The organism is Streptomyces sp. NPDC059373, from assembly GCF_042751495.1.
In the GTDB taxonomy this organism is placed as follows: domain Bacteria; phylum Actinomycetota; class Actinomycetes; order Streptomycetales; family Streptomycetaceae; genus Actinacidiphila.
In genome coordinates, this window is record NZ_JBHYXC010000006.1 from 45191 (window position 1) to 57457 (window position 12267).

12 protein-coding genes are annotated in these 12267 nt (G+C 71.1%); 8 read left to right on the forward strand and 4 right to left on the reverse strand.

Annotation, left to right across the window (positions count from 1 at the left end; all coding sequences use genetic code 11):
* The first annotated feature begins 1 nt into the window (after position 1).
* Positions 2-406, forward strand: coding sequence for a hypothetical protein (locus ACFXJ5_RS12935; RefSeq protein ID WP_384630401.1), 405 nt, complete (start codon positions 2-4; stop codon positions 404-406).
* Between the two features lie 106 nt (positions 407-512).
* On the opposite strand, the gene ACFXJ5_RS12940 is transcribed toward ACFXJ5_RS12935, so the two are convergent.
* Both ACFXJ5_RS12940 and ACFXJ5_RS12945 read right to left on the reverse strand, forming a co-directional pair.
* Positions 513-1415, reverse strand: coding sequence for a universal stress protein (locus tag ACFXJ5_RS12940; RefSeq protein ID WP_384630402.1), 903 nt, complete (start codon positions 1413-1415; stop codon positions 513-515).
* A 428-nt stretch (positions 1416-1843) separates the two neighbouring features.
* Complete coding sequence (locus ACFXJ5_RS12945; protein ID WP_384630403.1) at positions 1844-4228, reverse strand: phosphoketolase; 2385 nt, start codon at positions 4226-4228, stop codon at positions 1844-1846.
* Between the two features lie 281 nt (positions 4229-4509).
* Here ACFXJ5_RS12945 and ACFXJ5_RS12950 point away from each other — a divergent pair, with 281 nt between their 5' ends.
* The gene (locus tag ACFXJ5_RS12950; protein ID WP_384630404.1) at positions 4510-4971 is read left to right on the forward strand and encodes a Crp/Fnr family transcriptional regulator; all 462 of its coding nucleotides are present in this window, start codon (positions 4510-4512) and stop codon (positions 4969-4971) included.
* 135 nt (positions 4972-5106) lie between these two features.
* A complete protein-coding gene (locus ACFXJ5_RS12955) occupies positions 5107-5817 on the forward strand; it encodes a response regulator (protein WP_384630405.1) in 711 nt (236 codons plus the stop codon).
* Positions 5818-5857: 40 nt separating this feature from the next.
* Here the strand turns inward: ACFXJ5_RS12955 and ACFXJ5_RS12960 are convergent, their stop codons facing one another.
* Together ACFXJ5_RS12960 and ACFXJ5_RS12965 are read right to left on the reverse strand one after the other, a co-directional pair.
* A complete protein-coding gene (locus ACFXJ5_RS12960; RefSeq protein ID WP_384630406.1) occupies positions 5858-7582 on the reverse strand; it encodes a GAF domain-containing protein in 1725 nt (574 codons plus the stop codon).
* 122 nt (positions 7583-7704) lie between these two features.
* A complete protein-coding gene (locus tag ACFXJ5_RS12965) occupies positions 7705-8565 on the reverse strand; it encodes an NAD(+)/NADH kinase (RefSeq protein WP_384630407.1) in 861 nt (286 codons plus the stop codon).
* A gap of 188 nt (positions 8566-8753) precedes the next feature.
* On the opposite strand from ACFXJ5_RS12965, the gene ACFXJ5_RS12970 reads away from it, so the two are divergent.
* From ACFXJ5_RS12970 to ACFXJ5_RS12990, 5 genes are all read left to right on the forward strand, one after another.
* The gene (locus tag ACFXJ5_RS12970) at positions 8754-9116 is read left to right on the forward strand and encodes a nuclear transport factor 2 family protein (protein WP_384630408.1); all 363 of its coding nucleotides are present in this window, start codon (positions 8754-8756) and stop codon (positions 9114-9116) included.
* A 118-nt stretch (positions 9117-9234) separates the two neighbouring features.
* Positions 9235-9540 (forward strand): MSMEG_0570 family nitrogen starvation response protein, encoded by a 306-nt coding sequence (locus ACFXJ5_RS12975; RefSeq protein WP_384630409.1) that lies wholly within the window; start codon positions 9235-9237, stop codon positions 9538-9540.
* On the forward strand, positions 9537-10850 hold the full coding sequence (locus tag ACFXJ5_RS12980; RefSeq protein WP_384630410.1) for an MSMEG_0569 family flavin-dependent oxidoreductase: 1314 nt from the start codon (positions 9537-9539) through the stop codon (positions 10848-10850). Before ACFXJ5_RS12975 ends, ACFXJ5_RS12980 begins: the two co-directional genes overlap by 4 nt.
* A 16-nt stretch (positions 10851-10866) precedes the next feature.
* The gene (locus ACFXJ5_RS12985; protein WP_384630411.1) at positions 10867-11682 is read left to right on the forward strand and encodes an amidohydrolase family protein; all 816 of its coding nucleotides are present in this window, start codon (positions 10867-10869) and stop codon (positions 11680-11682) included.
* Between the two features lie 58 nt (positions 11683-11740).
* A complete protein-coding gene (locus ACFXJ5_RS12990) occupies positions 11741-12265 on the forward strand; it encodes an MSMEG_0572/Sll0783 family nitrogen starvation response protein (protein ID WP_384630412.1) in 525 nt (174 codons plus the stop codon).
* Positions 12266-12267: the final 2 nt, after the last annotated feature.

Consider the following 12267-nt stretch of genomic DNA (forward strand, 5'->3'; position numbering starts at 1 on the left):
TATGCGGGGAGGGACAGTTGGCCGCTCCGCGGGACTGGGCGATGCCCGAGGCTACGTCACCGTCGACACGCGCACCTTCCAGTCGACGGCTCGGCCCAACGTCTTCGCCATCGGCGACGCCACAGGGACACCGGTCTCCACGGACGGATCGGCAGTCCACCTCGAGGGCGACGTCCTGGTGAACAACATCCGCCGGTTCCTGGCCGGCCGGTCACTGGACGGCTCCTTCGACGGGCACGCGAGGTGCTTCGTCGAGACGTCCCGTCTCAACCACCTCGCCAATCCGGCTTCCCGGTGGCCGTACTGGAACACCGTGCTCCCCGGCCGGGACATGCCCGGCATCGGCTCGGCTCTGCCCTGGCGCGGGAGGACCCGTCGGCACGATCCGGCCGGGACTCAGAGATGACACAGGTTCGGCCGGCGGCGTGGAGGTCGAAGACCTCGGCGACGCCGCGCCGCAGGCCGCCACAGGCGGCGCTGACGGCGACCTCGCAGGGATCTCCTCGGGTGAATCAGTCGTGCGGGACGACCGCGACGGGCGCGGGCGAGTGGTGCAGCACCGCGTGGGTGACGGGGCCGACGTGCGTACCGATCGCCGAATGGCGGGTACGGCGGCCGACAACCACCAGGCAGGCGTCAGATGCTGCCTCGATCAGATGCTGGGCGGCCTGGCCGACCGTGGACTGCTCGATGACCTCGACGCCGGGGAACTTCTCCCGCCAGGCGCGCAGCGTCTCGGTGAGCGTCGAGGCCTCGTTCGCCGCCAGGTCCTCGTTGAGCATGGGGTCCATCGCGCCGGGATTGTAGCCATAGACGGGCGGCAGGCTCCAGCCGTGGATCGCGCGCAGTACCGCGCCGCGCCGGGCGGCCGCGTCGAAGGCGAACTCGATCAGCGCTTCGCTGGGCCGGGAAGTGTCGAGGCCGAGGACCACATCGCGGTACGGGGTGGCCGCCGACGGCAGCCCGTCGGTGTCCAGCCGGTGCTCGTCCTCCGCGATCTCACCCGCCCGTACGAGCACCACCGGCCGCTCGGCCGTGGCCACCGTGGCCTGGGCGACGGATCCGACCAGAAAGCCGGCGACCCCGCTCAGCCCCCGGGAGCCCAGAACCAGCAGCTCGGCCTCCTCAGCGGCGACCGGCAGCACGGCGGCGGGCTGGCCGACGATCTGCTCGGTGGTGATCTCCAGTTCCGGGAAACGAATCCGGAGGTCGTAGGCGGTCTCGCGGGGAATTCGCTCGGCCCAGTGGCGCTGCGTTCCGGGGCCCATGAGCGGAGCCTGGGTGGTGGGCTCCCACTCCCAGACGTGTACGAGTCGTAGCGGCAGCGCGCGGCGCTGTGCCTCCTGGGCCGCCCACAGCGCGGCGGCCACGCTCTCGCGTGAGCCGTCCAGTCCGACGGTGACGGTGTGGGACATGGTGCGTACCTCCAGGTCGGAAACGGCGGGATCTGGTTCTCTCCCAGCCTCGCGGCGGGGAGGGCAGCACAGCAGGGGCCGCAGGTCCCTGCACGGGGCCGACCGGCCCCTGTGGCGGCCTCGTACCGGCTCCGACACTGGCGGGACAGGACCAACGGAGGGGCAGGACATGATGGTTCGTTCCGCGCGGGAGGTCAGACCGCGTGGGTTCGGTCTCCGGCTCGTCCGCGTCCGGGCGCCGGATCCGCGCAAGCCGCCCCGTGCCTGGGGCGCGCACGGCGCGCACGGCGCAATGCGCCCGGGCGGGTCCCCGTGCGGGGCCGGGGACGCCGTGGACGTGGTAGTCGACGAACGGGCCGCTGCGGGCGGGAGCGGAGGGGCTCTCGGGTCCGGGCCGGGGGCTGAACGTCCCTGTTTTCAGGGGCGGTTCAGCCGGTCCAGGTCCAGTCGGCGACCTCGGGCAGGTCGGTGCCGTGTTCGCGGATCCAGGCGTGGTGGCGCAGGCGGGTGTCCTCCATCGCCTGGCGTACGGGTGCGGCGCGCACGGCCATGCCCGGGACCCGGTCGATGACGTCCATGAGGAGGCGGTAGCGGTCGAGGTCGTTGCGGACCACCATGTCGAAGGGCGTGGTCGTGGTGCCGATCTCCTTGTAGCCGCGTACGTGCAGGTTGGCGTGGCCGGCGCGGCGGTAGGCCAGGCGGTGGATCAGCCACGGGTAGCCGTGGTAGGCGAAGATGACCGGCTTGTCGCGGGTGAACAGGGCGTCGAACTCCGGGTCGGGCATGCCGTGCGGGTGCTCCTGCGTCGGGAGCAGCCGGGCCAGGTCCACGACGTTCACGACCCGCACGGCCAGGTCGGGCAGATGGCTGCGGATCAGCTGCGCGGCGGCGAGGACCTCCAGGGTGGGAACGTCGCCCGCGCAGGCGAGGACGACATCGGGCTCGTGGACGCCGTCCTCGGTACCGGCCCAGTCCCAGATGCCTGCGCCGCGGGCGCAGTGGGCGCGGGCGGCGTCCAGGTCGAGCCAGTCGAAACAGGGCTGTTTGCCGGCGACGACGACGTTGACGTAGTCGCGGCTGCGCAGCACGTGGTCGGCGACCGCGAGAAGGGTGTTGGCGTCCGGCGGCAGGTAGACCCGTACGACCTCGGGTGCCTTGTTGAGGACGTGGTCGATGAAGCCGGGGTCCTGGTGGGAGAAGCCGTTGTTGTCCTGCCGCCAGACGTGTGAGGTGAGCAGGTAGTTGAGGGAGGCGACGGGGCTGCGCCAGGGCAGCCTGCGGGTGGTGCGCAGCCACTTGATGTGCTGGTTGACCATGGAGTCGACGATGTGCACGAAGGCTTCGTAGCAGGAGAAGAGGCCGTGCCGGCCGGTGAGGAGGTAGCCCTCCAGCCAGCCCTGGCAGGTGTGTTCGGACAGGATCTCCATCACCCGGCCGTGCCGGTCCAGGTGCTCGTCGACGTCCAGGGTCCCGCCCTGCCAGGCCTTGCCGGTGGCGCGGTAGACGGACTGCAGGCGGTTGGAGGCGGTCTCGTCCGGCCCGACGAGGCGGAAGTCGCGGCGGGCCGAGGTGTTCTCCATGAGCGTGGCCAGCAGGTCGCCCAGGACGTGGGTGGGTTCGTGGAGGGTCGCGCCGGGCTTGTCGACCGGGACCGCGAACCGCTCCAGCGGCGGGATCGGCAGGTCGTGCAGCAGCAGGCCGCCGTTGGCGTGCGGGCTCGCGCCCAGCCGGCGGTCGCCTTCGGGAACGTACGCGAGGACCTGGTCGCTCGGGCGGCCGTGGTCGTCGAAGAGTTCCTCCGGCCGGTAGGACCGCAGCCACGCCTCCAACTGCCGCAGGTGTTCGGGGTTGTCCCGTACCCCGGCGAGGGGTACCTGGTGGGCGCGCCAGGTGCCTTCGACGGGTACGCCGTCGACCTCGGCGGGCCCGGTCCAGCCCTTGGGCGTACGCAGCAGGATCACCGGCCAGCGCGGGCGCTGCGTGGCGCCCTCCTCGCGGGCCGCACGCTGGATCACGGCGATGCGGTCCAGTGCGGTGTCCATCGCGTGCGCCATGGCCCGGTGGACGGTCATGGGATCGTCGCCGGTGACGTGGATCGGCTCGTGGCCGTAGCCGCGCATGAGCTCGTCCAGCTCGCCCTCGGCCAGCCGGGCGAGCACGGCCGGGTTGGCGATCTTGTAGCCGTTCAGGTGCAGGATCGGCAGCACGGCACCGTCGTTCACCGGGTCCAGGAACTTGTTGGAATGCCAGGACGCGGCGAGCGGCCCGGTCTCCGCCTCCCCGTCGCCGATCACGCAGGCGACCAGCAGGCCGGGATTGTCCAGGGCGGCACCGTAGGCATGGGACAGGGAATAGCCCAGCTCCCCGCCCTCGTGGATCGAGCCGGGCGTCTCCGGGGCCACATGGCTGGGCACCCCACCGGGGAAGGAGAACTGCCGGAACAGCCGGGCCATGCCCTCCGAGTCCCGGCTGACATCCGGATACGTCTCGGAATACGTGCCCTCCAGCCAGGAGTTGGCGAGCACGGCCGGTCCGCCGTGCCCTGGGCCCCAGATGCACAGAGCGTCCTGGCCGCGGGCCTTGATCACTCGGTTGAGGTGGGTGTGGACCAGGTTCAGCCCCGGCGAGGTGCCCCAGTGGCCGAGCAGCCGCGGCTTGACGTCCTCCGGGCGCAGCGGCCGGGACAGCAGCGGATTGCCCATCAGATAGATCTGACCGACCGCCAGGTAGTTGGCGGCCCGCCAGTGGGCGTCCAGCGCCCCCAGTTCCGCGTCGTCGAGTGTGGCCGGAGCCGATGTCGGGAAGTCGCGCATGGCTTCCTCCGAAGCGAAGCGTCGTGGATGTCACCCGACAGCCTCGGCTCGGCCGCCTCCGCCGCGATAGGGCCGCATGGGTGTCACTGCGGGCCCTTCGGTCCTCCTGCTCGGCCGCCGTTCTCAACGGTGTCCGTATCGCGACGGCCGCACGAGGGGGGCCGAGCAGGCGGGCAATCAGGACCGCTCGGCCCATGCTCCGAAGACGGGTGTCGACCCACGATGGTGGGGACAACTCCTGTCGCTGCCGAATCGGCATACCTCGCCCGGAGGGCCGTCTGATGACCACCACCACGACAAACCTGCTGGGCGTGCTGCCCCCCGAGGGCCGCGAGCGGCTGATGGAACTCGCCCGCGACGTGCCCTTCCCCGCAGGCACCCGCATCTTCGAAGAGGGCCACAAGGCCGACCGCTTCTGGATCATCCGCACCGGATCGGTCGCCCTCGACCTGCATGTCCCCGGCCGCCGGGCGGCGGTCGTCGAGACCCTCGGCCCCGGCGATCTGCTCGGCTGGTCGTGGCTCTTCCCGCCGTACGCCTGGCATCTGGGCGCCGAAGCCCAGAGTCCCGTACGGGCGCTGGAGTTCGACGCCACCGTGGTGCGGGCCCTGTGCGAGGCCGATCCGGTCTTCGGGCGGGCCGTCTCCCGCCGGGTCGCCGAGATCGTCGCGCACCGCTTGCAGGGCGCCCGCACCCGTCTGCTCGACCTGTACGGACCGCAGGGCAGCGGCCCTGTGCGGTGAGGCCGGCCAGGTCCCCGCCGGGACACGCGGACGTCGGCGGAGCATGAGCAGGGGACCGTTCGGCCCTGGTGCGGCACCGGCCGTACGGTCCACGATCGTTTCAGGGGACGGGTAACGACAGCGCGAGGGACGGACATGACCGAGGCACGGGAATTCTCCCCGCGGACACCGATCCGGGTGTTCCTGCTCGATGATCACGAGGTCGTCCGGCGCGGGCTGCACGACCTGCTCGACGCCGAGCCCGACATCGAGGTCGTGGGCGAGGCCGGGACGATCGACCACGCCCTTGTCCGGGGCCCGGCGCTGCGGCCGGACGTCGCGATTCTGGACGTACGGCTGCCGGACGGGGACGGGATCACGGTCTGCCGCGAGCTGCGCTCGCGCATGCCGGAGCTGGCCTGCTTGATGCTCACTTCCTTCGATGACGACGATGCGCTGCTGGACGCGATCATGGCCGGCGCTGCGGGCTACGTCCTGAAGCAGATCAAGGGCTCCGACCTGATCGCCGCCGTACGCACCGTGGCCTCCGGGCAGTCGATGCTCGACCCGGCCACCACCACCCGGCTGATGAGCAGCCTGCGCGGCGACGACGCCGTGCAGGAGCCGCAGGACGCGGTGCTGGCCTCGCTCACCCCGCGCGAACGCGAGATCCTCGGCCTGATCGGCGAGGGGCTGACCAACCGGCAGATCGGCCAACGGCTCTATCTCTCCGAGAAGACGGTCAAGAATCACATCTCCCGCCTGCTGGCCAAACTCGGCGTCGAGCGCCGCATCCAGGCCGCCGTCCTGGCCACCCAGGCCACCCAGGCCGCCCCGCAGGCCTCGGCCGAACGCCACTCGCGCTGAGATCAGGGCCCTCCCGGCCCGGCCCCGCAACCCGGTCGGCTCACTCGGCGGGCAGCGGCACACGCCACACCAGGCGGGTGCCACCGCCGGAGGGTGCGTCGAGCGTCAGTTCACCGCCGAGCTGCTCGGCCCGCTCGGCAAGGTTGCGCAGTCCGCTGCGGACGCCGCCGTCGCGGATGCCGACGCCGTTGTCCGCCACGGTCAGCGTCAGCTCGCCGGAGCCGACGACAAGTGAGACGTCGGCGGCAGCGGCCTGCGCATGCCGCGCGACATTGGCCAGCGCCTCTCCGAGGACCGCGACCACATGTTCCCTGACAGAGCCCGGTACGTCCGTGTCGACCAGCCCTTCCATGCGCAGCGACGGGGTGAACCCCAGCGTGGGCACAGCCCCCTCGATCACCCTGACGGTCCGCACCCGTAGCCCCTGAACCGCGGGGCCGTTCTCGTGGGAGCGCAGCCCGAAGATGGTGGAACGGATGATCTTGATGGTTTCGTCCAGGTCGTCCACTGCCCGCAGCAGCCGCTCGCTGGCCTCGGGGTGCTGCACGAAGCGCACCGCGCTCTGCAACGTCATCCCGGTGGCGAAGAGCCGCTGGATCGCCAGATCGTGCAGGTCCCGGGCGATCCGGTCCCGGTCCTCGTACAGGGCGATCTGCTCCGCGTCCCGCCGCCGGTCGGCCAGCTCCATCGCGACCGCCGCCTGCCCCGCGAAGCCCAGCAGCGGTGCCACCTCCGCCTGTGTGAAGGCCGCCGCCCCCTCGAGCCTGGCCAGCAGCAGCACACCCCGGACCCCGCCGCCGGTGACCATCGGCACCGCGACTGCCGGGCCGAATCCCTGCCAACGCGGCGGCCCGGCGGTGGCCCGCGGGTCCTTCGCCACCTCGGCGCTGGTGATCGTCTCCGAGGCCAGCATGGCCGCGCCCACGAACGAGCCCTCGCGAGGCAGCACCAGCCCGCGGTGCGACTCGGCATCGATGCCCGTGGCCAGGGCCACCTGAAGATCGTCCGACCCGTCGACCGGCACTGCCAGTACTCCCAGATCCGCGGCGAGGATCCCGCGGGCGTGGTCCACGATGAGCTCCAGCACGCGCGTCCCGTCGACCCCCGACAGCAGACTGCTGGTGATCGCCGCGTTCGCCTCCAGCCAGCGTCGGCGCAGCTGTGACTCCTCGTACAGCCGGGCGTTCTCGATGGCCACCCCGGCCGCAACGGCCAGGGTGGACAGCACGCTCTCGTCCTCGCCGTCGAATTCCTTGCTGCCACGCTTCTCGGTCAGATAGATGTTGCCGAACACCTGGTCGCGCACCCGGATGGGCACTCCGAGGAAGGAGTGCATCGGCGGGTGGTTCGCCGGGAAGCCGTACGACGCCGAATGTTCCGCGATCTCCTCCAGCCGCAACGGCTCCGGGTGCCGGATCAGCTCGCCGAGGATCCCGTGTCCCGACGGCAGCGACCCGATGGCCTTGATCTGCTCCTGCGTCATCCCCACCGGCAGGAACTGCGACAGCCGCTGCGCCTGCTCCTCATCGATCACCCCGAGCGCACCGTACTCGGCGTCCACCAGCACCACGGCCGCCTCGACGATCCGCTGCAGCACCTGCGCCAGATCCAGCTCCCGACCGACCGAGAGCACCGCTTCCAGCAGGCTGTGCACCCGGTCCCGGGTACCGCGTACCGCGTTGACCCGGACCTGCAATTCGTCCAGCAGCTCATCCAGCCTCAGCCGAGGCAGACGCTCACCGTCCCTGACGCTGTCCTCGCCCACCGGTTTCCTCCGCACACGCTCGAATCGACAGACCGCACACGCGTGCGTCTCCACGGTAGTCGCCGACCCGGCTCCCAGCAGTGGCTGCCTGAAACCTGACCCTGGGGGCGGGCGTCCGCGCCCTACTCGGCCTCCGCCGATCCCGTGATCCGGAGTTTGCGCTGGGTGCGCTGGTAGAAGGTGGTGCGCCCGAGGCGCACCACCGTGGCCGCGTCGGGGACCATGGTGATCTCGATGATCTCGCCCGGGCACGCCCGGCCCACCAGCCGGCCGTCGGCTTCGACCGCCAGCTCACCGCTGCTGGGAAGCACTTCGAGGGCGAGTTTCTCGCCGCTGGACAGGAACAGGGAGCGGTTGAACGCCGAGTGCGGCGCGACGGGGGTGACCAGCAGCCCTTCCGCGCTGGGCGAGACGATCGGGCCGCCGGCGGAGAAGCTGTAGGCGGTCGATCCGGTGGGGGTGGCCACGATCACCGCGTCGGCGGCGTAGCTCACGAAGGGGTGTCCCTCGACCCGCAGCCCCACGGCGGCCGACAGCTGTCCGGGGCTGCGGACCAGCACGATGTCGTTGAGGGCCAGCTCATCCCGCCCCCCGATGGTGGCGCGGACCCCGGACCGGCGCTCGAGGGTGAAGCGGTGCCCGTCGATGGCCGACAACGCTTCGGGCACGTCCGGGATGTCGACCTCGGCGAGGAACCCCAGCTTCCCCACGTTGACCCCCAGGACGGGAGCCCGGCCGCCGGAGGCGAGCCGCATCGCCCGCAGCATCGTGCCGTCACCGCCCAGGCTCAGGATCAGATCCGCCCGCCGGGAGAGCTCGTGCGGCTCGACGGCCACCGCCGCGGGGTGGATGCGTGTCACCTCACCGGCCAGGCCGAGTACCTGGGCCCCCCGGTCCCGGGTCCAGTCGGTGATCGTCTGGATCGTGGTGGAGCAGTCCCTGCGCGGGTGCAACACCACGCCGACGGCGCCGATCATTCCCATGCGCCCGCTCCTAGCTCTCCGGCCCCCTCCAGTGAGTCACAGACCCCTCGGCCGGGCAAGCCCGCGTCCGCACGCCCTTCCTGGGTGTGCCGCACCCAGGAAGACACGTCCTGCCCCCTTCGGCGGCCCGACGGCATGCTGGGCAGAAGGAAGCGCCTGCCGCCCCGCAGCTCACCGAGGAGAACCCCATGCCCGCCAGCGCCGACGTCGAACAGTGGATCAAGCGGTACGAGCACGCCTGGCGCACCAACGACCCCGGGGACATCCAGGCTCTGTTCACCTCCGGCGCCGAATACCACGAGTGGCCCTACGAGACCTCATGGATCGGCCGGAAGGAGATCATCGAGGGCTGGCTGGGACGCGAGCACATGCAGACCGGCGGCTGGACCTTCGAGTGGTCGATCCTGACCATCAACGGCGACACCGCCGCCATCGAGGGGACCGGCGTCTACCAGGAGTACGGGACCTTCGCCAACCTCTGGGTCGTCACCTTCGCCGACGACGGCCGCTGCACCGTCTTCCGCATGTGGAACAACGAAGTCCCGCGCTGAGAGGATTCGGTAACGTCGCTTTATTCCGGATGACGTCGATCGGTAATTCCCGCTGGCTGAAGTAGTACTCACAAGCAGCGCCGAGGTGTCAACCTCGGCGCCTCGCCTGGAGGACTTCATGCCTGAGCTCTATTTCCATGTGCGCTGGCCGGACGGTGAGAGCCTGCGGTGCTATTCACCCTCCACCGTGGTCGCGGACTACTTCACCCCCGGTGCCGCGTACGACGTCGCGGACTTCCTGGAGCGCAGCCGCCGGTCGCTCGGCATCGCGAGTGAGCGGGTCCGGGAGAAGTACGGGTTCTCCTGCACCGGTGCGTCGGACCAGCTCGCGGAGATCGAGCGCACCGCCGCCGGGTACGCCGGCCGGCCCGGGGCCACCGTGACCGTCGAAGCGCTGCGGTATGCCGACGGGAGCGAGCGATGAGCCCGGCAGGGCCGGCGGGGGCCCACTATCCGGTGGCGGTCGTCGGGGGCGGGCAGGCGGGGCTGTCGGTCAGCTACTGGCTGCGCGAGCGCGGTGTCGAGCACATCGTGATCGAGGCGAACCGGGTCGGGAACGAGTGGCGGGAGCGCCGCTGGGACAGCTTCTGCCTGGTCACCCCCAACTGGCAGTGCAAGCTGCCCGGTTTCCCCTACCAGGGCTCCGATCCGGACGGCTTCATGGTCCGCGACGAGATCGTGCGGTACCTCGAGGACTACGTGGCCTTCTTCCGGCCGCCGCTGGTGGAGGGCGTCTCCGTCACGGGGCTGCGCCGGGCCGCCGACGGGACCTTCGAACTGAGCACCACCCAGGGCGACTTCACCGCCGGCCAGGTGGTGATCGCCACCGGCCCGTACCACACGCCGTCCATCCCCCGGATGGCCGAGCGGCTGCCCGCAGGCATCGAACAGCTCCACTCCTCCCGCTACCGCAACGCGGACCAGCTCCCCGAGGGCGGCGTCCTGGTGGTCGGCACCGGCCAGTCCGGCTGCCAGATCGCCGAGGACCTGCACCTGGCGGGTCGTCAGGTGCACCTGGCCGTCGGCAGCGCACCGCGCGTGGCCCGCTTCTACCGGGGCCGGGACTGCGTGGCCTGGCTGGACGAGATGGGGCACTACGCCAAGGGCATCGACGAGTTCGACGACGCCGGCGCGGTGCGTATGCGGGTCAACCACTACGTGACCGGGCGCGACGGCGGCCGCGACATCGACCTGCGGGCCTTCGCCCGGGACGGGATGCGGCTGTACGGGCGGCTGACCGGCATCGACGGCCCGGAGCTGGAGTTCGCCGACGACCTGAAGGTCAACCTCGACCGGGCCGACATGGTCGCCGAGGGCATCAAGGACGCCATCGACGCGCACATCACCGCGCACGGCATCACGGCTCCCGACGAGGCACGGTACGTACCGGTGTGGGAGCCGGACGGGCAGCCGGGCAGCCTCGACCTGGCAGCCGCCGGGATCAGCTCCGTCGTCTGGTCGACCGGCTTCACCCGCGACCACCGGTGGATCGAGATACCCGCCTTCAACGGCCGCGGCTACCCGATGCACTGGCGCGGCGCCAGCAGCTGTCCCGGCCTGTACTTCCTGGGCCTGCCCTGGCAGTACTCCTGGGGGTCGGGCCGCTTCGAAGCGGTGGGCCGGGACGCGGAGTTCCTCGCCGGCCACATCGACGCCTCACGCCGCCTGGCCGACGTCTGCGGCGCCCTGACCGGTGCTCCCACCGAACTCACAGCCGCCCTCCCGATCGGCTGAAGGGGACACGTACGGCATGGTCTTCGACGCCCACCGCCATATCGGCGTACTGCCCGCCTACCCCTTCTACGGCGGGCCGCCCGTCCAGCCCGACACCACCGCCCGCGCCACCGTCAAGCAGCTCGTCGCCGACCTCGACGCGGAGGGCACCGAACGGGCCCTGGTGATCCCCAACTACGGCGTCCCGGACCCCGACATCGCCTTCTCCTTCAACGAGCTGGCCGTCGAGGCCGCCCAGAGCGACGACCGGATCCGCGCCGGGCTGTGGGTCTCCCCGCGCCCCGAGGACGAGGACCGCACCGCCCGCGCCCTCGCGCTGGCCGGCGAGGAGGGCGTACGGGCGCTCAAGCTCAGCTTCCTGCTGGGCGGCCGCCCCACCGACCCGGCCTGCCGGCCCCAGCTGGACCGGATCTTCGGCGAGGCCCGGCGCCTCGGGCTGGTGGTCCATGTCCACACCTCCCCCGGGGCCGCCTCCGACATCGACGAGGTCGGCCACCTGGTGGAGTGGTACGCCGACCAGGTCCCCGTTCATCTCGTGCACTTCGGCGGTGGGATGAGCGGCCACATCAAGCTTGCCGGCTCCCGGTTCTTCGACTGGATCGAAGGCGGCAAGCGCGTCTACACCGACCTCTCCTGGGCCATCGGCTTCGCACCGCGCTGGCTGGCCCGGGAGATCGAGCGCCGCGGTATCGGCCACGACCGCGTGCTCTTCGCCAGCGACCAGCCGTGGGGCGACTTCGCGGGCGAGCACGCCCGGCTGACCGCCGCGGCCGGCGGCGGCGAACTCGGCGAACTCGTCTTCCGGGACACCTTCGCCGCGCTCTACGACTGACCTGATCTCCCCCAACCGCCCCCGTCCCACTCGTACACCTCGTCCAAGGAGACAGCCCATGTCCGACACCACCATCGAGCTGACCGACGTCGAGCAGAAGTCGCTGACCGAGATCCCCCACCCGTCGCTGCCCGAGGGCACGAGCATCTACGGCTCCACCAAGGTCTTCCCCGACTACCAGGCCGAGAACGGCGAGACCTACTTCACCCTCGTCCACGGCATCGCCCACGAGTCGTCCGTCAGTTTCGTCGCCGTCCTCCAGGCCACCCGCGCGCTGCGCAAGGGCTTCGAGACCGCCATCTACTTCTACGGCCCCGGCTCCCTCAACTGCCTGGCCACCCGCGGCTTCCCGACCACCGGCAACTCCGCGTTCCCCGGCGAGCACAACATCAACAACCAGCTCAAGACCTTCATCTCCGAGGGCGGCAAGGTCTTCTGCTGCCGCTTCGGCCTGTCCCTGCACGGCGCCCGCGAGGAGGACCTGATCGAGGGCGTGATCCCCACCCACCCGCTGGACGTGCAGGACGCGCTGATCCACTACGCCCGCAAGGGCGCCATCATCAACTCCACCTACCAGCTGTAAGG

Bases quoted from the DNA above. Each gene is read 5' to 3' on its own strand.
- ACFXJ5_RS12965 (WP_384630407.1), bottom strand. From the start codon at position 8,565: ATGGGAATGATCGGCGCCGTCGGCGTGGTGTTGCACCCGCGCAGGGAC.
- ACFXJ5_RS12950 (WP_384630404.1), top strand. From the start codon at position 4,510: ATGACCACCACCACGACAAACCTGCTGGGCGTGCTGCCCCCCGAGGGC.
- ACFXJ5_RS12935 (WP_384630401.1), top strand. From the start codon at position 2: ATGCGGGGAGGGACAGTTGGCCGCTCCGCGGGACTGGGCGATGCCCGA.
- ACFXJ5_RS12940 (WP_384630402.1), bottom strand. From the start codon at position 1,415: ATGTCCCACACCGTCACCGTCGGACTGGACGGCTCACGCGAGAGCGTG.
- ACFXJ5_RS12975 (WP_384630409.1), top strand. From the start codon at position 9,235: ATGCCTGAGCTCTATTTCCATGTGCGCTGGCCGGACGGTGAGAGCCTG.
- ACFXJ5_RS12970 (WP_384630408.1), top strand. From the start codon at position 8,754: ATGCCCGCCAGCGCCGACGTCGAACAGTGGATCAAGCGGTACGAGCAC.
- ACFXJ5_RS12985 (WP_384630411.1), top strand. From the start codon at position 10,867: ATGGTCTTCGACGCCCACCGCCATATCGGCGTACTGCCCGCCTACCCC.
- ACFXJ5_RS12980 (WP_384630410.1), top strand. From the start codon at position 9,537: ATGAGCCCGGCAGGGCCGGCGGGGGCCCACTATCCGGTGGCGGTCGTC.
- ACFXJ5_RS12955 (WP_384630405.1), top strand. From the start codon at position 5,107: ATGACCGAGGCACGGGAATTCTCCCCGCGGACACCGATCCGGGTGTTC.
- ACFXJ5_RS12990 (WP_384630412.1), top strand. From the start codon at position 11,741: ATGTCCGACACCACCATCGAGCTGACCGACGTCGAGCAGAAGTCGCTG.
- ACFXJ5_RS12945 (WP_384630403.1), bottom strand. From the start codon at position 4,228: ATGCGCGACTTCCCGACATCGGCTCCGGCCACACTCGACGACGCGGAA.